This is a genomic window from Cupriavidus sp. F041, from assembly GCF_057814235.1.
Map to the genome: position 1 here is coordinate 3,508,002 of NZ_JBVASY010000001.1, position 24,058 is coordinate 3,532,059.

Consider the following 24,058-nt stretch of genomic DNA (forward strand, 5'->3'; position numbering starts at 1 on the left):
TCTCCCCTAGTCGAAAAGTCCCGGCCACGGCGTCAGCCGTTCTGTCTTGTTCTGTTCGGTTTGCCACGCAGCAGCGCCTGACCCGTTACTGTATTTAGCGTCATGCGTGCGCTTGCCGACACTGGCCGGAGGTTGGAGATCGTCACGGTATTGGGGGGGATAAGCCTTTGGCTGAGTTCATCCTTTTGACTGGAAGATGACTGGAACAAGGCCTAGGCCAGTCAGGTCCGGGCGGGGCAGGGCGCAGCGTCGGGCTGCGCGGCGCGTCCACGTGCAGGGCACCGCACGCGGATCGAGGCGGACGGGTTTCGGCAAATAATCTGAAAAAAACCTGTAAGTTCCATCGGGTGCCGGCGACGAATGGGCTCATTCACCCAGTTGGAGATTGCCATGTACCCGAACCTCGCCAAGTCCCTGTTTGCCGCCGCCGCCATTGCCGGTGCCGTGTTTGCCCTGGGCAGCGCCCATGCCGCCAGCGCGGCTGCCGATCGCGCTGGCAACGCGCCCTATGCCCGGTCGATGCACAGCGGTGCGCGCGACGTATTCAGCGACGGTGCGCGCACGGCACCCGTGAGCGCATTCACCGATGGCGCCCGTGGCGGCAGGTTCGATAGCTTCACTGACGGTGCCCACGCCCGCACGGCCGATCCCTTTACCGACGGCGCGCGCATTGCCGGCCTGGACCGCACGGGTCCTTCCGCCGATCCTGCCCGCAGCATCGACCCGTACACGGACGGTGCCCGCACCCGCATGGTTGATCCGTTCACCGACGGTGCCCGCATTGCCGGCCTGGACCGCGTTGGCGTCTCGTCCGATCCTGCCCTCAGCATCGACCCGTACACCGACGGTGCCCGCACTCGCATGATTGATCCCTTCACCGATGGCGCCCGCATCGCCGGCCTGGACCGCAGTGGCGTCTCGTCCGATCCGGCTCGCAACATCGACCCGTTCACCGACGGCGCGCAGAAGCTGGCCGGCATGGACACGCGCGGCGTATCGGCATCCCCGGCCCGTAGCTTCGACCCGTACCAGGACGGCGCCCATGCGTGAGCCGGGGCGGGAATCGCACGAGGGTGCTGGCTATTCGTCCAGCCAGGACCCGCGCAGATCGCTCTTTTGCAGCAGTTGCAGTAGCGTTTCGGCGGGCCGGCTCAGGCGGCCCGCGCGCAGCGAGATGAACTCCACCTCCGGCAGCGCCGGCAGGCTTTCACTATTGACCAGCGGCGACAGGCCGCGCCCGGAAAGGTATTGCGCCCTCACGGTAATGCCTAGCCCGCCACGCGCCGCGGCAATGCAGCCCGAGTGACTGCTGCTGGTGCAGACGATCTGCCAGCGCATCCCGGCCTTGGCCAGCGTATCGAGCACGATGGCGCGCGTGACGCTGGGCTCGGGTACCAGGATCAGCGGCAAAGGCTGCCTGAGGTCCGCCACGGTGCCGGGCCGCGCGAGCCACTCCAGCTTGCCGCGGAACAGCGGGGTACCGCGCCTGTCGCCTTCGCGGCGCTTGCCGATCATCAGGTCCAGCGCGCCGGCATCCATCAGCTCGTAAAGCTTGCCGGTCATGCCGATGGTGATTTCCAGTTCCACGTCCGGATGCGAGTTGCGAAACGCGGCCAGCACATTGGGCAGCGGCCCCAGCGCCAGGTCGTCCGAGGTGCCCAGCCGCACGCGTCCCTGCAGGCGGGGCGCATTGAACTGGGATTCAGCGCGCGCGATGGCTTCCAGGATCAGCCGCGCATGCGCCAGCAGTGCCTCGCCGTCGGCGGTCATGGTCAGGGTGTGGGTATCGCGCACGAACAGCCGCCGTCCCACGTGCTGTTCCAGGCGCCGGATATGGTCGCTGACGCTGGACTGGGACAGGCCGAGCTGGCGCCCCGCATCGGTGAAGCTGTGGGCGGCGGCAACGGTGGCGAAGGTCCGGATCCAGACGGGGTTGAGCATGCGGCATTGTCATCGGAATATCCGATTACAGTCAATATATCCAGAGGGGTTCCCGATTGACAGCGCAATCATTAACATCGATAGCATTCGTGGCCCTGGGTTCTTCCGGATCTGCTCCCCGCGATCCCACCCGATGGCCGCGCCGGTTCTCCACCGGTCCTTGCCGAGATGTACCAGATGAACAGCCAATCCTCCCAAAAGGCCATGCTGTGGATCGTCGCAGCGGGCTTCTTCATGCAAACGCTCGACACCACCATTGTCAACACCGCGTTGCCCGCGATGGCGCGCAGCCTCAACGAAACTCCCCTGGACATGAAGCCGGTGGTCGTGGCCTACACCCTGACCATGGCCATGCTGACGCCGGCCTCGGGCTGGCTGGCGGACCGCTTCGGCACCCGCCGGGTCTACTTCGCGGCGATCCTGACCTTTGTGCTCGGCTCGCTGTTTTGCGCCGGCGCGCAGAGCCTGGACCAGCTTGTGATTGCCCGCGTGGTCCAGGGCATCGGCGGCTCGATGCTGCTGCCGATCGGCCGGCTGGCGGTGCTGCGCAGCGTCTCCGGCGAGCAGTACATCGCGGCCCTTGCCTTCGTGTCGGTGGCGGGGCAGGTCGGACCCATCTTCGGGCCGGTGCTGGGCGGCTGGCTCGTGCAGTCGGTGGCGTGGCACTGGATCTTCCTGATCAATGTGCCGGTCGGCGCGGTCGGGATGCTGGCCGTCTTGCGCTACTTGCCGGATAACACCATCGGACGCGCGCCCCCGTTCGACTTCATCGGTTGCGGTTTGCTGTCGCTTTGCATGGTGGCGTTTTCGCTAGCGCTCGACACGCCGCACGAAGCCAGTCACGCGGCATGGAGCGGCAGCCTGTTCGCGCTGAGCCTGCTGTCCGCCCTGCTATATATTCCACATGCCCGGCGGCGGCGCGATCCGCTGTTCCGGCTGGCGTTGTTCCGCGAACCCAACTTCAGCATCGGACTGGCCGGCAACCTGGTTTGCCGCATCGGCTCCGGCGCGGTGCCGTTCCTGATGCCATTGCTGCTGCAGTTGCAGATGGGTTACTCGCCGCTGCATTCCGGGCTGATGCTGCTGCCAGCCGCGCTGGCCGGAGTGGTCGCCAAGCGCTGGATCGTGCCGTTGGTCAAGCGCTTTGGCTATGACACCTTCCTGCTGGTCAACACCTTGCTGGTGGGCGGCTCGATCGCATCGTTCGCGGCGATTTCGCCGGGCTGGCCGACCGGTCTGGCCATCGCGCAGCTCGCGTTGTTCGGCGCCACCAACTCCATGCAGTTTGCGGCCATGAACAGCGTGACGCTGAAGGGCCTGAGCGTGGAAGACGCGGGCAGCGGCAACAGCCTGTTCTCGATGGTGCAGATGCTGGCGATCGGCCTCGGGGTCACCATCGGCGGCGGGCTGGTGAGCCTGTTCACCGCGCAGCTTGGGGTGGCAGGCACGGCTTACCGGATGGCGTTCCTTACCGTGGGCATCATTACGCTGCTGTCGGCGCTGGTGTTCCGCCGGCTCGACGGGGAACAGTTCGACAAGGGACGCGCACCAAGCGTGGCCAGCCGCTGAATCGTGCCGGCCAGGCCGCGCCTGCGAAGGCGCGGTGCGTGGCCGGTCACTCCGTCACGCCATTCTCTCGCAGCAGCCGCTCGCACTCGTCGAGCAGGTCGTGCGCAAAAGCGGACTGGTATTTGGGGTCGAGCGCTTCCATCATTTCATGTGCGGTGTACAGGCCGGCCTCGCGCGACAGGGTGCCGGCCAGTTGCCGTGCGAACTGATCGCTCAGTTGCGACAGAAGGCGCCGCTCCGCCAGCGCCAGTTGCAGCCTGGAGCGCGACAGCCAGAGGCCTGCCAGGGTGGAGCCCTGGGCATCGGTCATCCACTGGCGGTGTTCGTAGTACGCTGACAAACGCTCGGCGGCAAGGGCGAACAGCAGCGCCTTGCGCGTATCGAAATCCAGCTTGAGCGGCGCGGCAGGGGCGGCCGCGGAAGCGTCGGGATGTGAGGTTTTCATAGGGCTTGCAAATAATGCGGAGGGCGCGAGCCTACCATGACCGGATGCGTCCCATGCCGGAATGGCCGTGCCGGGCCATTCCGTCTTCTCGTCCTTCCCGTGATCAGGACGGTTTGTCCGCGGCGAAGCGCGCGGTCAGCCACGCGCCAATTGCCTGGATTTCTTCCATGCAGACTGAGTGCGACATGCGATAGGTGTGCCATTCCACCGTGCATCCCTGCTGTTGCAGCGTATCGCGCGCCAGCATGCCTAGCTTGACGGGTACCACGTCGTCCTCGGCGCCATGCCCGGCGAAGATCGGCGTGGCGCGGTTGGCCTCGCTCAATTCGGCGGCAAGCAGCGCAGGCGAGGGGATATAGGTGGAAAGGGCGATGATGCCGCCCAGGCGCTCGGGATGCGTGAGGCCGGTGGTATAGGCCACGGCGCCGCCCTGCGAGAAGCCGGCCAGCACGATGCGATGGCTGGGCACGCCGCGCTGGTTCTCGCGCGCGATCAGCGCGCGAATGGCCTCGCGGGTGATGCGGATACCAGCCTCGTCCACTTGGCGGCGCGCGTCGTCCAGGGACTCGATGTCATACCACGCCGGCATGACGTAGCCCCCGTTACAGGTGACCGGGATGGCCGGCGCGTTGGGAAACACGAAACGCACGGCGGGCGCGGGCGCCAGGTCCAATTCGGGTACCACGGGGACGAAGTCGCTGCCGTCGGCGCCGAGGCCGTGCATCCATATAACCGACCATGTCGGCGATGGCGCGGTTTCGATTTCAATGGCTGGCAGCAGTTCGCTCATATCAGTTTCCTGTTGGGTCCCGGGCCGGGCACGGACGTCGCGAGGCACCGCGCGCGGCGTTGGGTCTGTGTGGATGACGCGGGAAAGCCGCGCAAGGCGGCCAGTATCGCACAGCGCTCGCGCAGCACACGGCGATGCCCGACGGGCCATGACGAGCGCCACGTGTAGCGGTTGCGTGTGACAGCGTCGCGGCAGACGCGGCACGGCAGCAGCCGCGTCCCCGCGCAGGCGAGGGACGCGCCATCACCGTGCCGGCGCGGGCTGCGCCGGCAACGGTGAAACGTCAGGCTGCTGAAGGTACGGCAGGCACCGTGATGAGTCCGGGCGCGGAGCGATGGGCCTGTGCGTGCTCGGCGGCGGCAGATATGCGCCGCTTGTCCACCACGCTTTCGACGCCGGAGGCGCTTACGTCTTCCAGGAAGGCGACGAGGTCGCGATAGTAGTCGACCTGCATCTGTGCTTCCAGCAGGCGGCGTTCGGCCTGGAATAGGGTAAGCCGCATTTGCTGCAATTCCCTTGCTGCTATTTTCTCCGGTGTGGGCGGACTAAATCTGTCTGCAAGCGAACGCATGGCAACCTCCCCGATCAGCGGCTTCGAATTGAAGCACCTGCCATTGCAACCAATATAGTAAATAAAAGCGCGTTTCACGCTCTGTCGCGCGCCGTCCACACAGTCGATTGCCGGCGCACGGAGGCAGGAGTAAATTCATTGTCCGGCGATTCCCTGGAGGGCCGGCATTCAGGAAAACCCGATATTTCCCCGGCCTATGCAGCGCCCGGCGTGCCCTACATGGCGAGCATTCCCGGCTCCGGCTGCCTTAGTTTCGCCAGGTAGCCGTGGATTTGCGCGACCACAGCGGCGCCTTCGCCAACGGCCGCCGCAACACGCTTGGTGGAGCCCGAGCGCACGTCGCCAATCGCATAAACACCGGGTACGCTGGTCTCCAGCGCGGAGGCGGGCGCCTCGCCTTCATGTGGTGTGTCCGAGCCGGTCAGCACGAATCCCTTTGCATCGACGCGGACATTGCACGTACGCAGCCATGCCGTATTGGGATCGGCGCCGATAAACAGGAACAGATGCCGGATCGGTATTTCTGTAATGCGGTCGCTATCGCGCGTGCGGTAGCCGACGGTAGCCAGTCGCTCTTCTCCGGCCAGTGTCACGACCTCCGCGCCGGTATGCAGTTCGATATTGGGCTGGGCCGCGATGCGCTCGATCAGGTAGCGCGACATGCTGGCCTCCAGGCTCGCCCCACGGATAAGCATGTGCACGTGCTTTGCGTGCGCCGCCAGGAAGACCGCCGCCTGTCCGGCTGAGTTGCCGCCCCCGACCAGCATGACCTCGTCGCCGCCGCATAGCCGGGCTTCCACCGGAGACGCCCAATAGTAGACGCCGCGCCCCTCATAACGATCCAGCGCTGCGATGGCGGGATGGCGATAGGCCGCGCCGCTGGCTATGACAACGGTGCGGGTCGGGATCTTGCGGCCGTCGCACAACTCAATGCGTTGCGGGTGTTCGCCGCAATGCAGTGCAGCCACCTCCAGCGGGATCGCGACGTGAGCACCAAATTTCTGTGCTTGGACAAAGGCGCGGCCGGCCAGTGCTTGTCCTGAGATGCCGGTGGGAAAGCCGAGATAGTTTTCGATGCGCGAACTGGCGCCTGCCTGGCCACCGGGCGAGCACTCGTCGAACACCGCGACGGAGAGCCCTTCGGACGCGGCATAGACGGCCGTTGCCAGCCCGGCAGGGCCGGCACCCACCACGATCACATCGTAGACATGGTTCGGATCGAACTCGGGCAACAGGCCCAGGCAAGTGGCAAGCTGGCCTGGGTCGGGCGCGCGCAGCACCGCGCCGCCGGGGCAGATGACCAGCGGAAAATCGCCTGGGGCGGCCGCGCTGAACTCGAGCAACGCGCCGGCGTCGGGATCGGTGTCCGCGTCGACCACGGTGTGGGGATAACCGTTGCGCCGCAGGAAGGCCTGCAGCAGCAGCAGGCGCGGCTCGCTGCCGCGGCCCAGCAGGGTCGGGCCTTTGCCGCGTTCGATCAGGCCGACGCGGCGCAGGATCAGCGCGCGCATGATCCGCTCGCCCAGCTCGGCTTCCGCGACCAGCAGCGCGCGCAGCCGGTCGGGTGGGATCGCAATGGCCTCGACGTCCTCCAGCGCCATGCCGTCGACCAGGGAGGGCTTGCCGGATAGCTGTCCGACCTCGGCGAGGAAGTGCCCCGGTCCGTGTTCGCCCACCACCGTCGAACGATCCAGGGCGTCGCGCTGGGACACCCGCACATGGCCCCGCAGCAGCACCACCATGCCGTGGGCGGGGTCACCCGTGCGGAACAGGAATTCGTTGGGGAGCCATTGCTTCACCGTGCCGAAATGCTGGAGCCGGGCGATCTCGCCGGCAGTCAGCAGGGGAAACATCTGATGCCGGCGCGACTCCATCGGGGAGAATGCTGCCGTGGTGGCCTCTGGCTCGACTGACAGGTCCGCCGGCGCTATGGCTTGCGGATCGGCGTGTTCGGAACTCCCGATGGCATTGTCTGCGCTCATGAGTACGGACTCCCGGTGGCACCGCGCGGGAGGCGGTGCAATGGATTCGAGTGCGGCAGGAGCGTGCGCGGGAACGCCCGCGCACGGCCATGGAGAGTTTGCTCGCGATGCCGCAACGCGGCAATCCCTGATGGCAATCTTTGGCGGTGCGTGTGAGACCTATGGCGCACAGCGGCGCGCGAGTGCCCTCGATCGCGATCCCGCGCCTCCAAAAGCCTAGTACACACCGATGGCAGGTGCAGGCGGCTGTCAGAAAAATGATATCAATGGATCATTCTTTCTGGCCGGCTGCCAATAGTGCTGCTTGTGCCTCTTGGATCTTTTCAGAATATTCTTAAGCGCAACCTGGTAAAAACCCTTGACTATCTACCTACAGATAGATAAGATGTGTTCCATGGGTGCCGTAGCGAGGTCAGGCAGAATAGGCCAGCCAGCCGGTTTCCAATGCAACAGATATGTAACGACGACGAAAGTCACTTTTTTTTGCCCGGATTGTCTACCTAGTGGTAGGTAAAACGAAAGGGAAGTGGCGATCCAGCTAAATCCCGGTCCCCGCGGCCAAAGCAGACCCCCGGACCCATGCTTCGATTGGAGAACATCATGAACACTAAGCTTTTTGCCAAGTCCCTGCTCACCGCCACCACCCTCGCCGCAGCTTTTGCCGCCGGCCATGCCCAGGCTGCCACCGTTTCCGCCGACAAGTACAGCTATGAATACCGCACCCGCGACGTGTACAGCGATGGCGCCCGTACCGGCAAGTTCGACTCGTTCACCGATGGCGCCCGTACCGGCAAGGCCGACCCGTTCACCGATGGTGCCCGCAGCGGCAAGTTCGACGTATTCAGCGAAGGCGGCCTGACTGCCGGCCTGGACCGCGCCGGCGTGTCGTCCGAGCCTGCCCGCAGCATCGACCCGTACACCGACGGCGCGCGCGTCGGCAAGACCGACCCCTATACGGATGGTTTCCGTACCGTCGCCGGCCTGGACCGCCGCAGCGTGTCGTCTGAACCGGGCCGCAGCTTCGACCCGTACACCGACGGTGCTCGTACCGATAAGCGCGACCCGTACACCGACGGTGCGCGCAGCGGCAAGCGCGACGTGTTTACCGACGGCGCGAATGCCTGAGCAAACCACCGGTATGCCGTGAGGTCAGCATGACCGCGGCGTAGCGCGATCCATGCATCATCGTCGTGCCGCCGTCATGGCGGCGCACGGATATCAGGAGCACATCATGAGCCGTTGGCAGAGTTTCCGGATGTTGGCAGGCTGGGCACTGGTTTGCGCCGCCAGTGGCTCCATGGCAACCGTGTTGGCGCAGACGCTCCCTGCCTGAAAGCCTTCCCGGCCCGCATCACCACTTGTAATATCGCAGCGCCGACGCGCTGCGCGACATCGGCGCGCCCATTGAGGCGCGCCGATTTTTTTGCTTCCTGGCCGATTTCCGGGGAAGACTGCTGCGGTTCATCAGCGACCCAAAGCGGCCGACGGGCTATGATCCGCTACATTACCGAGGCAGCCGCATTACATTGGTCCAAATGAGCCACAGCCCTCAACAGCATCGAGTACAAGACCTCCTCACTTCCTATTTCTGGAGTGGCGACGCCATCCGCAGTCGACGCGTGAGTGACATCGTGCTCTCAGGCACGGTCGACGTGCCTGTACCCCCTGCACGCTTGCTTGCAGATTGGGCAAGGGAGATATCGTCCCGCCTGGTCCTGGAGCCCGGGGATGTCGAGGCAATGCCTCTGGCACGAGCGCGAGCGCGCTGGCCGAACTACACGCGCTGCGTGCAGGCCGTGTCCGATTGGGCGTGCGCGCTTGGACTGCCTGGGGTGCTTGCCTCCAGTGACGTAGCCCTCATGGCCTGCCGCGGCGCAAGGTACCACCATGACGGTGCGCAATATGGCGGTGCGGCCTTTTGCAATCTTTTCCTGAGCGAGGACAGGGGGCAGGACTTGCATTTTCCCTCTTTGGGTCATCGCATCCCGCTGACCCGGGGCACGGCGGTGATATTCGATACTTGCCAGCCTCATGGCGTAATTCAACGCCGCAGCAGCGGTTTTAATGTGGCCGACTTCCCGCCCGACCAGGACTGCACCCAATTATTCCTGACCTGGGAGCTTCCCATCGAAGATGCCCATGTTGGGCAGGCACTTAAGGTTGCCTTCGACATCGCCCCTTCGACCTCGCTGCCGCTGAATGAAGAGCAAGTCTGGCTGAACGGTGCAAGGGCCAGTGTGTGCCCGGATTCTGGCCAGTGGTGCCGGGCCGACTAATTGCCGGAGTCGCACCGCGGTGGAGCGCTTTGCGGCCAAGGCAGCCTTCGCGCTACAGAAACCTCTGCTGCAGCCACTGTCGCATCGACCTTTTTCACTTTTATGTCGGCAAAGGCGTTTACCACCTGGACCTTGTAGTCGCCAAAGGCATTGACGAACTGGATCTTGCCGTGAATCCTGGACACGTCCACGGCCGTTGCCGGAAATGCATGGAGCGATGTGCAAAAAAGCAATGCGAAGAGGGCGGTTTTCCGCATGGGGTGATCCTTCGGGGGAAGGGCGGAATTTTAGTGCCTGGAAAGGCGAATTGTCCGACATACGAGGATTGGACGTCTGGGGCCTAGCCCAAACTTTGGTCCCTGAACTCGCCGGAACCCGCGCCACCGTTGGGTTTCGGCTATTTTTTGGGGTGCATATGTACCCATGTAAATACATTATATTAGCCTTGTTTTTTGCTGAATATGTCCAATAATGGTGTTCATGTATATCGAACACGTCCCCAACCGCAATTCCCCGCCGGCGATCCTGCTGCGCGAGTCCTATCGCGAAGGCAACAAGGTCAAGAAACGCACCCTGGCGAATTTGTCCGCACTGCCGCCCGAGGTGATCGAGGGCTTGAAGGTCTTGCTGCGCGGCGGGGCGGCCGTGGCCTCGGCCGATGAGGCCCTGGTGATCGAGCGCAGTCTGCCGCACGGCCATGTGGCCGCCGCGCTCGGTACGGCCCGCGCCTGTGGCGCGCAACACTGGTTCGCGGCGGCGCCGGGCCGCGTGCCATCCCTGGTCATGGCGCTGCTGGTGGCACGCCTGATTTCGCCCGCCTCCAAGCTGGCCACGCACCGCATGCTGCAGCAAGAGACCGCGGCCCATTCGCTGTCGCGCATGCTCGGCATCGGCGATGTGGAGCCCGAGGAGTTGTACGCCGCGCTGGACTGGCTGGGAGAGGCCCAGGAAGCCATCGAGAAGCGCCTGGCGAAGCAGCATCTGGCTGGTGGCACCCTGGTGCTCTATGACCTCACTTCCACCTGGCTGACCGGGCGCTGCTGCGACCTGGCGGCCTACGGCTACAGCCGCGATGGCAAGCGTCACGAGCCGCAGATCGTGTTCGGTCTGGTCTGTACGCCGCAAGGGTGTCCGGTGGCGGTCGAAGTCTTCGCCGGCAATACTGCCGATCCGAGCACGGTGGCGTCTCAGGTGGAGAAGCTCAAAGACCGTTTCGGCATCGAGAAGCTCGCCTGGGTAGGGGACCGGGGGATGCTGACGCAAGCCCGTATCGACACGCTGTTGCGCCCGGCAGGACTGGACTGGGTGAGTAGCCTGCGCGCCCCGCAGGTAGCTGAACTCGCCCGCGAACAAGGCCCCTTTCAGCCCTCGCTGTTCGATGAACGCAACCTCATCGAACTCACCAGCGAAACGTTTCCTGGCGAGCGACTGGTGGTGTGCCGCAATCCGCTGCTGGCCGACGAACGGGCCAGGAAACGCGAGGCGCTGTTGCAGGCCACCGAACAGGAGCTCAACAAGATTGCCGAGGCCACCACGCGCGCACGCAACCGGCTCAAGGGCACGGAGGCGATTGCCCTGCGCGTGGGCCGGGTCGTCGAGCGCTTCAAGATGGCCAAGCACTTCGAGCTGACCATCACCGACACCAGCTTTGCCTGGGCGCGCAAGACGCTACAGATCGAGCAAGAGGCGGCACTCGATGGCCTGTATGTGGTGCGCACGAGTTTGCCGGCGGCGCAACTGTCAGCCGAGGCGGCCGTGTCGGCCTACAAGGGCTTGGCGGCGGTCGAGCGAGCGTTTCGTTCGCTCAAGACCATGGACTTGCACGTGCGCCCCGTGTTCCATTGGAATGCCGAGCGCGTGCGTGCTCATGTCTTTCTGTGCATGCTGGCCTACTACGTCGAATGGCACATGCGCGAAAAATTGAAGCCGATGCTGTTTGACGATGAATACATCGAGCTAGCGCGCGCTTCCCGTGCCTCGCCCGTGGCCAAGGCACGGCGTTCGGAACAGGCGAAAGCCAAGGACGCCACCAAGCGCACCGAGGATGATCTGCCCGTCCACAGCTTGCGCACGTTGCTCGGTGATCTGGCCACGCTCACCTACAACATCTGCCACACGCCGCTGAATCCGGAGGCCAAGATCATCATGACCACTCGGCCAACGCCCATTCAGGACCGCGCCTTCCGCCTCCTCGGTATCAGCCCGGCAGCCCTTCTGTAGCACCTGTACCCAGCAAGCCCTCGCTACGCACTCGCATAACTGCGTGGAATCAACACCTTACGTTCGCAGTGAACTCAAAGTTGGGCCTAGCCTGGCCGGAGCGCCGCGGGCCGGCCGCCTTGCCATCCGGGATCCGTGGCGAAGTACTCCGCCAGGAAGTCCAGCATGGTGCGCAGGATCGCCGGCATTTGCCGGCGCGATGCGTACACGCCATGGGCGAAGAAGCCGGTGCGGGTCGTGCCGGGGCACTTCCTGGACGATGCGCCGCAGACGCTGGCATCGGTGCGTTTCACGCGCGACTACCCGCGCACGTTCGAGCGCGAGGCGGCAAAGGCGTCGGATGCCAAGGCATTGAGCACGGCGATGCAGCAGCACTATCCGAAGCTGGGCGGCGTGGAGTCGCTCGAGCTGAGCGCCAAGGTCATCAAGGGCGAGATGACCTGGCCGGCAAATAACGGCGGCGCACCGCATTGAACACGACAAATCACAGGAACGCATCGATCATGTCCGGCCTCAACCTGCATTACATTTATGACCCCCTGTGCGGCTGGTGCTACGGCACGGCGCCGCTGGTGCGCGCCGCGCGCGCGGTGCCGGGGCTGGCACTGGCGCTGCACGGCGGCGGCATGCTGACGGGCGCGAACCGGCGCCGCATTTCGCCGCAATGGCGCGACTACGTGATGCCGCATGACAGGCGTATCGCGGCGCTGACGGGCCAGCCGTTCGGCGAGCGCTATTTCGAGGGTTTGCTGCGCGACGAGCAAGCGGTGATGGACTCCACGCCGCCGACCACCGCGATCCTGGCGGCGCAATCGATGGGCGGCGCGGAGGCTGCCGCCGATTTGCTGGCGCGCCTGCAGCACGCGCACTACGTGGACGGGCGGCGCATCGCCGATACGCAAGTGCTCGGCGACGTGGCCGTGCAAGCCGGACTGGATCCGCAGCGTTTCGCCGATCTCTGCCTGGACATTGGCGCGGGGCAAACGCAGGCGCATATGGCAGACAGCCGTGCGTTGCTGAACCGGCTGGGCGGCCAGGGCTTTCCCACGTTCGCGCTCGAACGCGGGGACGGACGCTTTGCCGTGCTCGACGTGGGACCGTACCTTGGCGACGCGACCGCATGGCAGGACAGCCTCGCCCGGGCGGTCGCGCAGCAGGGGGCGGGTGGCACGGATGGCGCGGATGGCGCGGGCGGCCCGGCTTGCGACGCGCAAGGCTGCGATTTGCCGGGGCAAGGGTAAATTTCGGACCCGGCTTGCCGTTATACGTAGCGACGTCCCGGCACGCCGGCCGAGCCGGTTCCGTCGATGCCCACGTGCGCGCAGGCTGTCCTCCTTACGGAGGTGGGGGCTGCGCGCGGAGGCATCGACCCTCCACATGCACCCTACATGCTTCACATCCAAGGCCCTCCCGGCGAGACCGAACTTTTTCGCACACTTGTGCTCGGCGTGACCGATTACGCGATCTACGCGCTGGACCCCGCGGGGAGCGTGAGCAGCTGGAATGCCGGTGCGCAACGGGCCAAGGGATATACGCAGGATGAAATCCTGGGCGCGCATTTCTCTTGCTTCTATACGCCGGAGGACCGTGCCTCCGGGCTGCCCGAGCGAGCGTTGCAACTGGCGCGCGACACCGGCCGTTTCGTGGCCGAGGGCTGCTGGCGCATGCGCAAGGATGGCACCCGCTTCTGGGCCCACGTGCTGATCACGCCGATATTCGATCGCACCGGCAAGCAGATAGGCTATGCCAAGGTCACGCGCGACATGACCCAGCAAAAGGCCGATGCCGAGCGCATCGCCGAGGTGACGCGCAAGCTCGACCTGGCGCTGGAGAATATGTCGCAGGGGCTATGCCTGTTCGATCCGGAAGGCACGGTCATCCTGACCAACCGGAGGATGGAGGAGGTCTTCCAAGGCGCTGGCAAGGCGCTTGCGCCCGGCGCGGATTTCCTCACCCTGTGCCGCACCATGGCAGGCGCGCATGAGAGCGAAGCCGCGGCGCCGGGCGCGCTGGCGGGCCTCCCCGGCCGCTATGCGCAGCCCGAGGCGGGCCAGCCGGATGGCCGCGGCGAGCAATACGCGCAGGCGCTCTACGAGCGGCACCGCGAGATCCTGCGCCGCCACAAGCACTGGCGCAGCGTGGAGGCGCTGCCCGACGGACGCGCCATTGCGCTGTCGCACAGCGCAATGGCCGACGGCTCCTGGGTCACCACCTGCGAGGATGTCACCGAGCAGCGCCGCATCGAAGCCAAGATCCATCATATGGCGCGCCACGACAGCCTGACCGGACTGCCCAACCGCAGCTATTTCAACGACTACCTGGATGAGGAATTGCTGCGTGCGCAGAAGCAGGGCTGCCAGGTGGCCACGCTGGGTATCGACCTGGATCGCTTCAAGGAGATCAACGACCTGCATGGCCGTGCGGCCGGCGACACAGTGCTAAAGGCGGTGTCCGGGCGCATTGCCGGCCAGCTGGAGGCGGGTGAATTCATCGCGCGCATCGGCGGCGATGAGTTTATTGCGGTCAAGCGCTTTGAGCGGCAGGCCGAGCTGAGCGACTTTACCGCCCGCCTGGTGACTTGCCTGAGCGAGCCCGTGCGGCTAGACGGCTTCGACCTGACCACTGGCGCCAGCATCGGCATCGCGATCTTCCCCGGCGACGGGGCCCATCGCGACCAGCTGGTCAGCAACACCGACCTGGCGATGTATCGCGCCAAGGGCAGCCTGTCGGAGTCGATCTGTTTTTACGAGAGCCGGATGGACGAGGCGGAACGCGAGCGCCGCGCGCTTGCCGGCGAGCTGTGGACCGCCATCGCCGCGCACCAGTTCGTGCTGGACTATCAGGTGCAGACCGCCATTGCCAGCGGCGAGGTGATCGGCTGCGAGGTGCTGCTGCGCTGGCACCATCCGGAGCGGGGACTGATTCCGCCGGACGATTTCATTCCGCTGGCCGAAGAGTGCGGCGCCATCCTGCCGATCGGCGAGTGGGTGCTGCGTACCGCGTGCCGGGAGGCCGCGCAGTGGACCTATCCAAGGAAGATCTCCGTCAACCTGTCTCCGGTGCAAATTACCCACGGCAACCTGGTCACCATGGTGGCGCACGTGCTGGAGGAAACCGGGCTGGCCGCCGGCAGGCTCGAACTCGAGATCACCGAGTCGACCATCATCGGCGACAAGGATCGGGCGCTGGACATCCTGCGCCGCATCAAGGCGCTGGGCGTTACCATCGCCATCGACGATTTCGGCACGGGCTACTCCTCGCTGGATACCTTGCGCTCCTTCCCCTTCGACAAGATCAAGCTGGACCGCACCTTTATCGCGGAGATTTCCGGCAGCCAGCAAGCCAAGGCCATCATCCGCGCCATTCTTGCCCTGGGCCAGAGCCTGGCGATCCCGGTGCTGGCCGAAGGCGTGGAGACCGACGAGCAGCTCAGCCTGCTGCTGGCCGAAGGCTGCGACGAGGCGCAGGGATTCCTGCTCGGGCGCCCGCAGCCTCTCGAATACTTCCGTCGTGTCCATGCCGTGATCGGGCACGGCGCAATCGCGGCTGCATCGTAGCCCCAGGCGCTGCACGGCGCGCGCGGGCAGCGCCGGGGCGTCTTTTCCCCATGCCCCGCTAACGCACGCCTCCGCTCGCCAGCCACCAGGCCATGGTGGCGGCCAGCCACGCCGGATCGTCGTGCGGCATGTCGTGGCCCGCCCAGGGATGGCGGCGGTGCGGCACGCGCCAGGCCGCGGCGAGATGCGCCGAGCAAGCGGGATCGACCAGGCGGTCCGCCGCCGATGACAGCACCAGTGTCGGGCAGGCCGGCGGCCTGGACGCGGCCTCATAGCGCGCCGCGGCCCACAGCTGGCGCAGCGCGTTGGCGCGGCTTACCGGCGCGCTGGTGCGAATCGCACACCACGCGGCTACGTCGGCGGCGCGTGCCGCGCTGGTGTTGCAGGTCAGCCGGTGCACGGTGCGCTCGCAGTAAGCGGCGTGGTGCCAGCGCAGCGCCATGCCGAGCAGTGCGGGCCAGTTGCGCGGCGGCAGGCGTTCCGTCAGCGCGCAGAACGGCCGCATGCTGGTGTTGATCAGCACCAGTGCCCCGATCTCCCCTGGATGGCGCCGCGCCCATTCCGCCGCCACCATGGCGCCCAGTGACATCGCCAGCAGCCGGTAGGGCGGGGCTAGCGCCCGCTCGCGGGCACGTTCACGCATGAATTCCACCATGGCAGCCACGCTGGCCGGCGCGCGCCCGGCTGCCTCCACGCCGTTGCCCGGCAGATCCAGCATGGCGATGGGCCTGATGCCGGCGGTGGTTTGCAGCACACCCGGCAAGGCGCCCCAATGGCGTGTCTCGCGCGTCAGGCCGCGCAGCAGGATCCAGTCGCTCATCGGGGCTTGCCGTCTTGCCACTGCGCCGTCGCCAGCTCGAGCAGTGCCTCCCGGCGTTGCCCTTGCGGCAGCCAGCGCTCCGGCGCGTAGGCTACGCGCCCCAGGAAATCGAGCAGGTTGGCATGGCGGCGCAGCACGCGCGCGGTGCGATGCGCCTTGACCGGGTTGAAGATGCCCTGGCGCGAGAACAACTGGCGGGGATTTTTCTTGATCCACAGCCAGGAACCCAACTCCAGTGTCATCGGCAGGAAGATATTGCCGGGTGGGGTGTGGTCGTAGGCCCAGTCCCACAGGTCGCCGTGCAGCAGGTACTGGCGGCTCTGCGGCTCGAAGGCATAGCCGTGGTGCGGATGCGCCTGCTCGAACATGGTCTTCAGGGCGAACATCTCCGGCAGGTGCGCCATCGGCGCGGCGGTGCGCGCGTAGGGGAACCAGATGCTGTCGCCCCAGCCGTAGCCCGAGTGGCAATCCAGCGCAAAGCTCAGGGGGCGGCCTTGCAATTGCTGCGCCGCCACTTGCAACACGGCCGTGCTCTCGGTCTCCATGGGTGCGCCGCGCCTGCCGCGGTACCACGGCAGCCATGCCCCCAAGCGCTGCCCGCCGGCGAGCAGCGGCACGCGGCCGGCCGCGTCCTGCGGTGCGTTGCGCATCAGGTCCACGCCGTTGGGATTGGCGCGCGTGGAGGCCCACATGCCACCCGGATTGACGATGGGCATGAACAACAGCCGCACCGATTGCAGTTGGCGCTCCAGCAAGGCGTCCCACTCCAGGCGCCACAGCAGCATGCGCATATAGTCGAGCAGCAGATGCGTGCCGATGCGCTCAAGCCCGTGGATGCCGGCAAAGAAACCGATGGCGGGGGCGTTCGGATCGTTCGAGCCGATGCTGGCGGTGTAGAGCGGGAAGCGCTGGCCGCGCGCCTGTACCTCGCCCACCCGGCAGGCGTGCAGGCGGCCGGCGCCAGCTTCCAGGATGGCCTCCAGTTGCTGCATTTCAGCCAGGCCATCGTCGGCGGTAGGTGACTGCGCCATGCGCGGTGGCGTCAGTGGGTCCGGCGCGCCGCGCCGGGGCCGCAAGCGGCGGGTTTGACGCGGGACGGGCAATCGGACATGGGCGAGAGCGGTTCCTTGGTATCTGTGCCGGCCAGGCAAACCAGGCGCGGCCGGCGGGGGCGATGCGATCATCATGATCGCTAACGCCAATATAGGCGCTGGCGCCGGTCCGGATATAAAAGCGTGCCCGCCATCATCCCCCTGTAATGTGAAAGCCCCGTGACGCGCGCCGCCTGTCAGGCGGATGCGAGGACCGGCACCGGCGGTGCAAACAGCGTCAGTACCGGCCAGTCACGCACGCCCGCCAGGGCGAGCAGCGCGGCATCCGGGTTGGTGGCCACCGGGTGGCTGACGGCTTCGAGCAGCGGGATATCGTTGCGCGAGTCGCTGTAGAACACCGTGCGCCCGAACTGGTCCCAGGCCATGCCGAGGGAGCCAAGCCACTGCGTAACACGCTCGATCTTGCCAGCGCCGAAACTCGGCACGCCCTCGACGGCGCCGGTGAATTCGTCCTGCGCCCCGCGCTCGGCCTCCACCGCGATCAGGTGGGGCACGTCCAGCGCCTGGGCAATCGGCTCGGTGACGAAACGGCAGGTGGCGGTGACGATGCAGCACAGGTCGCCGGCGCCGCGATGGGACGCCAGCAGGGCGCGCGCTTCGGGCCGGATGGCCGGCGCGATCACGTCGCGCATGAAGCCGCTGCGCCAGGCTTCCAGGCGCGCGCGCGGATGGCGCGCCAGCAGGCCCAGGGCGAAGCTCGCATGGCGGTGGAAATCGAGACGTCCGGCGCTGTACTCGGCCAGCCACAGCGCATTGTTGGCATCGACGTCGCGCGCATCGGCGGCACCCACTTCCACCAGGTAGCGTGCCCATTCATATTCGCTATCCAGCGGTAGCAACGTGTGGTCGAGGTCAAACAAGGCAAGGCAGGACATGCGCCGTCTCCGGTCGGAAAAGCCGCAAGCATGCGTACCGGCAATGACCTGGGGATGAAGCGCGGCGCAAGAATTCCAATACCGCTATTGGCGGATTTCGTGCGTGCCTACGCGGCCGCGCGCGGCGCCAGGCATTCCAGGAAGGCGCCGATCAGGCGCGTGTGCGTGCGCCCTTGCAGGCAGTAGAGATATTCGTGCAGCACGGGCGGGTCGCTGGCGAACGGCACCACGCACAGCGCCGGGTCGCGCGGGACCTCGCCGAGCGGCACCACGCTGGCGCCGAGGCCCTGGCGGATCGCTTCGCAGATGGCTTCGCGGCTGCCGATCACGGTGCTCGCGGGCAACGGCACGCCGGCGTTGTCCAGCGCGGTCTCGGTGGCCTTGCGCGTCATCGAGCCATGCTCGCGCACCAGCAGGTGGCAGGCCCCGAGTTGCGCCAGGCTGACGCTGCGCGCGCGCGCCAGCGGATGGCCCTGGTTGACCACCAGCACCATTGGATCGGAGGCAAGGGTGATGCGGGCAAGGCGATCGTCGTCGACGGCGTGCGACGAGACCGCGACGTCGATGCGGTACTCGAACAGCGCATCCAGCATCTGCTGCGAGTTGCCGATCTCGATGCTGATCTCGATGGCGGGGTGGCGCTCGCGGAATGCGGCCACGCTTCTCAGGATGTAATAGGGCCCGGTGGCGCCAATGCGGAGATGGCCCAGATGCAGGTTGCCGGCATTGCGCAGCAGGAAATCCGCGCTGCCTTCATGCTGCATCAGTTGCTCCACCACCGGCATCAGGGCCACGCCGACGTCGCTCAGGTCGACCCGGCCGGCACGGCGGTAGAACAGCTCAACGCCATAGTTCTCTTCAAGCTGGCGGATACGGCCGGTGACCGTGGGCTGGCTCACGCGCAACTGCTTGGCGGCGGTGGTGATGCTGCCCTGCCGCGCCACTTCATAAAACGTCGTCAGCAGGTCGCCGAGCATGGGGGATTTCCGTGGGAATAAGGCAAGCGCGCCAGTCTAGCGGCGATTTATGACAATTCATGTGACAACGCGCCATCGCGCCGCCGTGGGCACGGCGGCGCGATGGCGCAAGGGATGGACGGCACGGGCGGCGGCAGTGGCAGGTGCCCCTGCCGCCGCCCGGCTTCGCTCAGGGCACTGCCCGTGCGGGCTTGCCCAGCGCGGGGTCGGACACCCCGTCGGCGCCGGTTTCCAGGCGGCCGGCAAAGCGCCGCCTGAAGCTGCCCTGGGTGGTGGTGACGACGAAGTCGTACCAGTTGCCCTGCAGGCCCACCGGCCAGTGCTGGTCAAGCTGCTTGCCCGGCGGGATCTCGAAGGTCCAGGGGCCGTCTTCGCGGTAGGCGGCGGGCGTGACGGTGAAGGTGCAGGCCGCGGCGCCGGTGTTGATCATGGTCAGGTAGACCGCGGCGTTGGCAATGTCGTAGCACACGCGGATTTCCGGCGCGGTGCCGCCAGCGGCCGTCACGGTGCTGACGTCGCCCTGGAAGCTGCGGTGGAAGCCGTTCGGGCCCAGTACCCACAGGTCGTATTTGCCATTGTCGGTGGTGAAGACATCCCAGCTGCCATTGAGCTGCTTGCCGGGCTCGACCGCATAACGGCGCGGCACGCGGTCCAGGTGCAGGCGGTCGTAGACGTGGAAGACGGCGGCGGCCGTGCCGGTATTGCTGAACAGTAGCCACATGGCGCGCGCGCTGGGGTCCTCGCGGCCGCTCACATGCAACTCATAGGGCAGGGCGCGGGAGAGCCGGGTGCCGACTTCCTGACTGGCCGGGTTGGCGCTCTGGAAGTCCACGCTGGGCAGCGCGACCTGGGGCTTGGCTTCCTGTGCCGTGCGCACGCTGTCGGCCGAGGTCTTGGTGAGGCTGGACAGGGCAGGCGGCACCGCGCTGTTGGGGTTGACGAAGTTGAAGGCCGACAGCAGGTCGCCGCAGATGGCGCGGCGATAGGGGCTGATGTTGGGCTCGGCGATGCCGAAGCGTGCCTCCAGGAAACGCAGCACCGAGGTGTGGTCGAACACCTGCGAGTTGACCCAGCCGCCACGGCTCCACGGCGAGACCACATACATCGGCACGCGCGGGCCGGGGCCGTAGGGATGCTTGTCTGTATGGTATTCGCCGTCGGTGGCGATGGTGGAGTTGCCGGCCAGCACGCCATTGGCATCGTAGGCGGGCGCGCACGGCGGCGGCACGTGATCGAAGAAGCCGTCGTTCTCGTCGAAGTTGATCAGCAGGACGGTCTTGCTCCAGACGTCCGGGTTGGCCGTCAGCGCATTGAGCACTTCCTGCGTGTACCAGGCGCCCTGCACCGGGCTGGAAGGCCCCGGGTGCTCGGAGTAGGTCGCCGGCGCGACGATCCACGATACCTGCGGCAGGCTGCCCGCGGCGATGTCGTCCTTCAGTGCCTGCAGGAAGCCGCCGTCCGGCATGGTGTTGCCGATGCCCTTGATAAGCGGGTTGATCACATCGTCGGCGATGGTATAGGCCGGGTAGGGACTGCCGTTGGAGGCATTGCCGCGCGCCTCGTTGGCCTTGCGGTACTGCACGAAGCCAGCCAGCGGGTTGTCCGTGAAGTTGTCCGGCATGTTCTGGTAGACCTTCCAGCTCACGCCGGCCGTCTGCAGGCGTTCCGGATAGGTGGTCCAGCGATAGCCGCCGGTGGAGGCGCCCATGGAGTCGCCGCTGTTGTCGATCACCGGGCCACCATTGGCGCCGGTGGGGTCGTTGGTACCGGTCCAGTGGAACAGGCGGTTGGTGTTGGTGCCGCCGTGGAAGCCGCAGTGATAGGCGTCGCACAGCGTGAACGCTTCGGCCAGGGAGAACTGGAAGTCCAGTTCGCTCTTGGTGTAGTAGCCCATCGACTGGGTGTTCTTGAAGGTGGGCCACTTGTTCATGCGGCCCAGGTCCCAGGCGTTCTGGGCGTCGGGGTAGCTGTGCGGCGTGCCGCTGACGCGCTGTGCGTTGCCGGTCGCGCTGTCGAGGTGGTACGGCTGGACGATGCGGTTGGTGTAGCTCTGCTGCCAGACACTGAGGCCGCCGGCCAGCGGGATCGGGAAGCGGTCGCCAAAGCCGCGCACGCCCTTCAGGGTGCCGAAGTAATTGTCGAAGGAGCGGTTCTCCTGCATCAGGATCACCACGTGCTCGACGTCGCGGATGCTGCGGGTGGCGTTGTTGGCGGGAATCGCCAGCGCGCGGCGGATCGACAGCGGGAAGGCGGCCATTGCCGCGGCAGCGGCGGTGCCGCCGCTGGCCATCTTGAGGAATTTGCGTCTGCTGTGAAGGCTCATCTTTGTTTTCTGGCTGGTCTGTTCGGGTTGTGCCGGACGTCCGGTCGGCGCCGGGGTGCCATTTGGCGCTAATCGACGCCCTACGGCGCGCAGCGCAACTGCGGCGTGGCCGCGGGAGGCTGTCCGGGCTGGGCCGGCTGGGCGGGCTGAGCCGGATCGGCGGGCTTGTTGTCGGCGGAGTCGCCGCCGCAGGCTGCCAGCGCGGCGCACAGCGCCAGTGCCGCCAGCCAGCCTGGCCGTGCGAGGAAGGAAATAGAAGGCTTCATGGTCACGTTTGCTCTCGTGGGAGGAATCAGGGATTGAGCGTGGACAGCGGCTGGCGCGAACCGGTGATCGTTTGCAACTCGGCAAGGCTGAGCTGGCGCGTCCACATGGCCAGGTCGTTGAACTCCATCACGCCCTTGAGCGCGCCGCTGTTGTTTGGCACATAGGCATGCGTGGCATCGTCGTTGATGCCCCAGACCTTGGTGGCGAGACCGTTGAGCTTGGTCACGTCGGTGTTGGCGATGGCCTTGTTTTCGGTCTTCTGCAGCCCCAGCACCGGATCGATGATGTAGGCGCTGAAGGTCTTGGCCGTGGCGTTGATCGACAAAGCCACGTAGGCCCACTGGTTGGCGCTGAACTTCATGCCCTGGATGTCGTCGCGCTTGCCGCCGCTGCCGATGTTGAAGCGGATCTCGCAACTGCCGAACAGGCCGAGGGCGATGCCGGCGTTGCTACCCGAGACATAGTTCTTGTTCGACAGGATGGGCTCGCCGGTGCCGTTGCCCTGGGTGCAGTCGGACTTGAACCAGAAGCCGATGGTGAACTGCGGGGCGAGCGCGATATCGGCGCCGCTCTGCGTGAGCTGGTAGGCATCGATTCTCGAATCGACCTTGAGCGACTTGCCGCCAAAGTTATCGCTGCCCAGCGAGCCGCCGTCGGTGCCAGGGACCCAGGGGCCGATGGTGGTAGTGCCCTTGCTGTCGGTTGCCGGCAGCGTCTCGAAGCTGTAGTAAGCGGACAGGTTGTTGCGCAGCGTGTCAGCCAGCACGATCGGCTTGACGTAGTTGATCTGCGCCAGCATCGCGGTGGGCACGCCGTTGCGCACCAGCGTGTAGTTGAAGCGATAGATGGCGCTGGCGGGCGCGTTGAGCGTCTTGTCTTCGTAGCTGGTGGTGCCGGCCGGCAGCGTGGCGATCTGCACACCGTCGCGCAGCAGCGCCATGTCGCCGCCGGCGGTGGTGGGGTTCTGCCAGGACAGCAGCAGCGATGCGTTGTAGGCGCCCACCACGGAACTCAAGCCGCGCACGCCCACGTTGCCGGTCAGGGCCGAGCCATCGAGCTTGTACGAGGCGGCAGGCACCGCCACGCCGGTATGCGCGAGCACGGTCGGCAACAGGTCGGCTTCGGTCGGCAGTGCCGAGAGCGCGGTTGCATTGGCGGGCGCCGGGGGGAGGTTGCTGGCCAGCGCCGCATTGAACGGCTTGTTGAGCGCGATGAATGCGGTGCGGTTCTGCACCGTCGGCAGCGTGGTGGTGGCGCCCGTTGCGTCCAGGCCGTGGCTGGTGGTCACGGCCACCAGCCAGTCTTCGTTCGCATTGGCCTGGCGGCGCGCCTGCACGGCCGTCAGCAGCTTGCCGAGCGCCTGGTCGAAGCCCGACAGCGCGGTGGCGTAACCGCCGCCCTGGAAGCCTTGCGCGGCGGCCGCGGCATCGGGCGCCGCGTACTGGGCGAAGACCACGTCGTAGCCCGACTGCACCAGCTTGACGGTCTCCTGCGTCACGCAGTTGTCATCGGCATTGCAGTCGCGCAGGGAATCGAGGTTGCCCGCGGCGACGTCGGCCTTGAGCAGCGCCGGCAGCAGGGGCGCGCTGGTTGCGCCGCCAAGGCGCAGCCGGGCTGTGCCTGCGGTGGCGCTGGCGCCGCGCAAATACTGGAACACGCTGGGCGCCTTCAGGCCGGCCGCCGCGGCCACGTCGTCGGTGACCCCATGGCGGTCCGCCCAGCTGCCGCTGAGCACGGTGGCCCAGCTCGGGCCGTTGAGCGGAACCTGCTCGGTGGTGGTGCCGAGCCTGCCACCGGTGGCGGCGGGCGTGATCGCCAGCGTGGCCAGGTTGGGCAGGCTGCGCTGGGCCATTGCGCTCTGCAGCTGGCTGTAGGTGGCGCCATCCACACCGACCAGCAGCACCTTCTTGCTGGCGGCGCCGCCCGGCCCCGTGTTGTTCTGCTCGGGGGCCGCCGTCGCCGGCGTGTCGTTACCGCCGCCTCCGCATGCCGCTACCGTACCCGCCAGGGCCAGGCCACACGCCATGCGCGCCCGCTGTTTCCATGCCATATCCGATCCCTCTTTTCTGTTGTCTGAAGCGGTACGCCGAATTGCCGGCGCTGCCGATCGCGCTCCCCGCGACGCGTTCGCAGAGTAAGAAAAGGGGTTGTCACCCGGGTGACAGGGAGGCAAAGAATGCTGATGCGCCTATTCGGATTCTTGAGGCGACAGGCGCGGCGACGCATGCGCGAGCCCTGGCGTGGGCGGCGGGAGCCGGGATTTGAGGGATGAGCTGGCCGTGGAGGCGGCCTTCGAAGACTGCGGAGAAGTGCGGAGATGGGAGGGGAAAAGC

Annotated in this window: 20 protein-coding genes and 2 pseudogenes; 8 read left to right on the forward strand and 14 right to left on the reverse strand. The window is 66.3% G+C overall.

Annotated features, from left to right (window positions below; genetic code table 11):
* Positions 1-390: 390 nt before the first annotated feature.
* A complete protein-coding gene (locus ACZY0R_RS16165; RefSeq protein WP_488859326.1) occupies positions 391-1,050 on the forward strand; it encodes a copper resistance protein CopQ in 660 nt (219 codons plus the stop codon).
* 30 nt (positions 1,051-1,080) lie between these two features.
* On the opposite strand, the gene ACZY0R_RS16170 is transcribed toward ACZY0R_RS16165, so the two are convergent.
* Entirely contained in the window at positions 1,081-1,941 is an 861-nt protein-coding gene (locus ACZY0R_RS16170; RefSeq protein WP_035860700.1) for a LysR family transcriptional regulator, read from the reverse strand.
* Between the two features lie 177 nt (positions 1,942-2,118).
* On the opposite strand from ACZY0R_RS16170, the gene mdtD reads away from it, so the two are divergent.
* Entirely contained in the window at positions 2,119-3,510 is a 1,392-nt protein-coding gene (gene mdtD / locus ACZY0R_RS16175) for a multidrug transporter subunit MdtD (RefSeq protein ID WP_488859327.1), read from the forward strand.
* Between the two features lie 46 nt (positions 3,511-3,556).
* Here the strand turns inward: mdtD and ACZY0R_RS16180 are convergent, their stop codons facing one another.
* The 4 genes from ACZY0R_RS16180 to ACZY0R_RS16195 all read right to left on the reverse strand — a co-directional run bounded on the left by ACZY0R_RS16180 (position 3,557) and on the right by ACZY0R_RS16195 (position 7,298).
* Positions 3,557-3,955 carry a hypothetical protein gene (locus tag ACZY0R_RS16180; RefSeq protein ID WP_488859328.1) on the reverse strand — a complete coding sequence of 133 codons (399 nt, stop codon included), beginning with the start codon at positions 3,953-3,955 and terminating at the stop codon, positions 3,557-3,559.
* A 103-nt stretch (positions 3,956-4,058) separates the two neighbouring features.
* Entirely contained in the window at positions 4,059-4,745 is a 687-nt protein-coding gene (locus tag ACZY0R_RS16185; RefSeq protein ID WP_488859329.1) for an alpha/beta hydrolase, read from the reverse strand.
* Positions 4,746-5,028: 283 nt separating this feature from the next.
* A complete protein-coding gene (locus ACZY0R_RS16190) occupies positions 5,029-5,316 on the reverse strand; it encodes a hypothetical protein (protein ID WP_488859741.1) in 288 nt (95 codons plus the stop codon).
* A gap of 215 nt (positions 5,317-5,531) precedes the next feature.
* Positions 5,532-7,298, reverse strand: coding sequence for an FAD-dependent oxidoreductase (locus ACZY0R_RS16195; protein WP_488859330.1), 1,767 nt, complete (start codon positions 7,296-7,298; stop codon positions 5,532-5,534).
* Between the two features lie 600 nt (positions 7,299-7,898).
* Here ACZY0R_RS16195 and ACZY0R_RS16200 point away from each other — a divergent pair.
* Together ACZY0R_RS16200 and ACZY0R_RS16205 are read left to right on the forward strand one after the other, a co-directional pair.
* Entirely contained in the window at positions 7,899-8,423 is a 525-nt protein-coding gene (locus ACZY0R_RS16200; RefSeq protein ID WP_488859331.1) for a hypothetical protein, read from the forward strand.
* 410 nt (positions 8,424-8,833) lie between these two features.
* Positions 8,834-9,574, forward strand: a complete 741-nt coding sequence (locus ACZY0R_RS16205) for a hypothetical protein (protein WP_488859332.1) — start codon at positions 8,834-8,836, stop codon at positions 9,572-9,574.
* On the opposite strand, the gene ACZY0R_RS16210 is transcribed toward ACZY0R_RS16205, so the two are convergent.
* The gene (locus ACZY0R_RS16210) at positions 9,571-9,831 is read right to left on the reverse strand and encodes a 7(1) septoil knot domain-containing protein (protein WP_488859333.1); all 261 of its coding nucleotides are present in this window, start codon (positions 9,829-9,831) and stop codon (positions 9,571-9,573) included. The genes ACZY0R_RS16205 and ACZY0R_RS16210 overlap by 4 nt on opposite strands.
* A 223-nt stretch (positions 9,832-10,054) precedes the next feature.
* On the opposite strand from ACZY0R_RS16210, the gene ACZY0R_RS16215 reads away from it, so the two are divergent.
* Entirely contained in the window at positions 10,055-11,794 is a 1,740-nt protein-coding gene (locus tag ACZY0R_RS16215; protein WP_488857910.1) for an IS1634 family transposase, read from the forward strand.
* Between the two features lie 86 nt (positions 11,795-11,880).
* Here ACZY0R_RS16215 and ACZY0R_RS16220 read toward each other — a convergent pair.
* Positions 11,881-12,009 (reverse strand): annotated as a pseudogene (locus tag ACZY0R_RS16220) (LysR family transcriptional regulator); the annotation flags it as partial.
* A 1-nt stretch (position 12,010) separates the two neighbouring features.
* On the opposite strand from ACZY0R_RS16220, the pseudogene ACZY0R_RS16225 reads away from it, so the two are divergent.
* From ACZY0R_RS16225 to ACZY0R_RS16235, 3 genes and pseudogenes are all read left to right on the forward strand, one after another.
* Positions 12,011-12,268: pseudogene (locus tag ACZY0R_RS16225) on the forward strand (MBL fold metallo-hydrolase); the annotation flags it as partial.
* A gap of 29 nt (positions 12,269-12,297) precedes the next feature.
* Positions 12,298-13,035, forward strand: a complete 738-nt coding sequence (locus ACZY0R_RS16230; RefSeq protein WP_488859334.1) for a DsbA family protein — start codon at positions 12,298-12,300, stop codon at positions 13,033-13,035.
* Between the two features lie 147 nt (positions 13,036-13,182).
* Positions 13,183-15,351: a sensor domain-containing protein gene (locus tag ACZY0R_RS16235; protein ID WP_488859335.1), complete on the forward strand. Its 2,169-nt coding sequence runs from the start codon at positions 13,183-13,185 to the stop codon at positions 15,349-15,351.
* 58 nt (positions 15,352-15,409) lie between these two features.
* Here the strand turns inward: ACZY0R_RS16235 and ACZY0R_RS16240 are convergent, their stop codons facing one another.
* The 7 genes from ACZY0R_RS16240 to ACZY0R_RS16270 all read right to left on the reverse strand — a co-directional run bounded on the left by ACZY0R_RS16240 (position 15,410) and on the right by ACZY0R_RS16270 (position 23,775).
* Entirely contained in the window at positions 15,410-16,171 is a 762-nt protein-coding gene (locus tag ACZY0R_RS16240; protein ID WP_488859336.1) for an alpha/beta fold hydrolase, read from the reverse strand.
* On the reverse strand, positions 16,168-17,202 hold the full coding sequence (locus ACZY0R_RS16245; protein WP_488859337.1) for a M14 family zinc carboxypeptidase: 1,035 nt from the start codon (positions 17,200-17,202) through the stop codon (positions 16,168-16,170). The genes ACZY0R_RS16240 and ACZY0R_RS16245 overlap by 4 nt, the downstream gene beginning before the upstream one ends.
* Positions 17,203-17,459: 257 nt before the next feature.
* Positions 17,460-18,158, reverse strand: coding sequence for an HAD family hydrolase (locus tag ACZY0R_RS16250; protein WP_488859338.1), 699 nt, complete (start codon positions 18,156-18,158; stop codon positions 17,460-17,462).
* 107 nt (positions 18,159-18,265) lie between these two features.
* Positions 18,266-19,135, reverse strand: a complete 870-nt coding sequence (locus tag ACZY0R_RS16255) for a LysR substrate-binding domain-containing protein (RefSeq protein ID WP_276291182.1) — start codon at positions 19,133-19,135, stop codon at positions 18,266-18,268.
* A gap of 169 nt (positions 19,136-19,304) precedes the next feature.
* Positions 19,305-21,458 (reverse strand): phosphocholine-specific phospholipase C, encoded by a 2,154-nt coding sequence (locus tag ACZY0R_RS16260; RefSeq protein ID WP_488859339.1) that lies wholly within the window; start codon positions 21,456-21,458, stop codon positions 19,305-19,307.
* Positions 21,459-21,538: 80 nt separating this feature from the next.
* The gene (locus ACZY0R_RS16265; protein WP_441635799.1) at positions 21,539-21,724 is read right to left on the reverse strand and encodes a hypothetical protein; all 186 of its coding nucleotides are present in this window, start codon (positions 21,722-21,724) and stop codon (positions 21,539-21,541) included.
* A gap of 26 nt (positions 21,725-21,750) precedes the next feature.
* Entirely contained in the window at positions 21,751-23,775 is a 2,025-nt protein-coding gene (locus ACZY0R_RS16270; protein ID WP_488859340.1) for an alkaline phosphatase family protein, read from the reverse strand.
* Positions 23,776-24,058 lie beyond the last annotated feature (283 nt).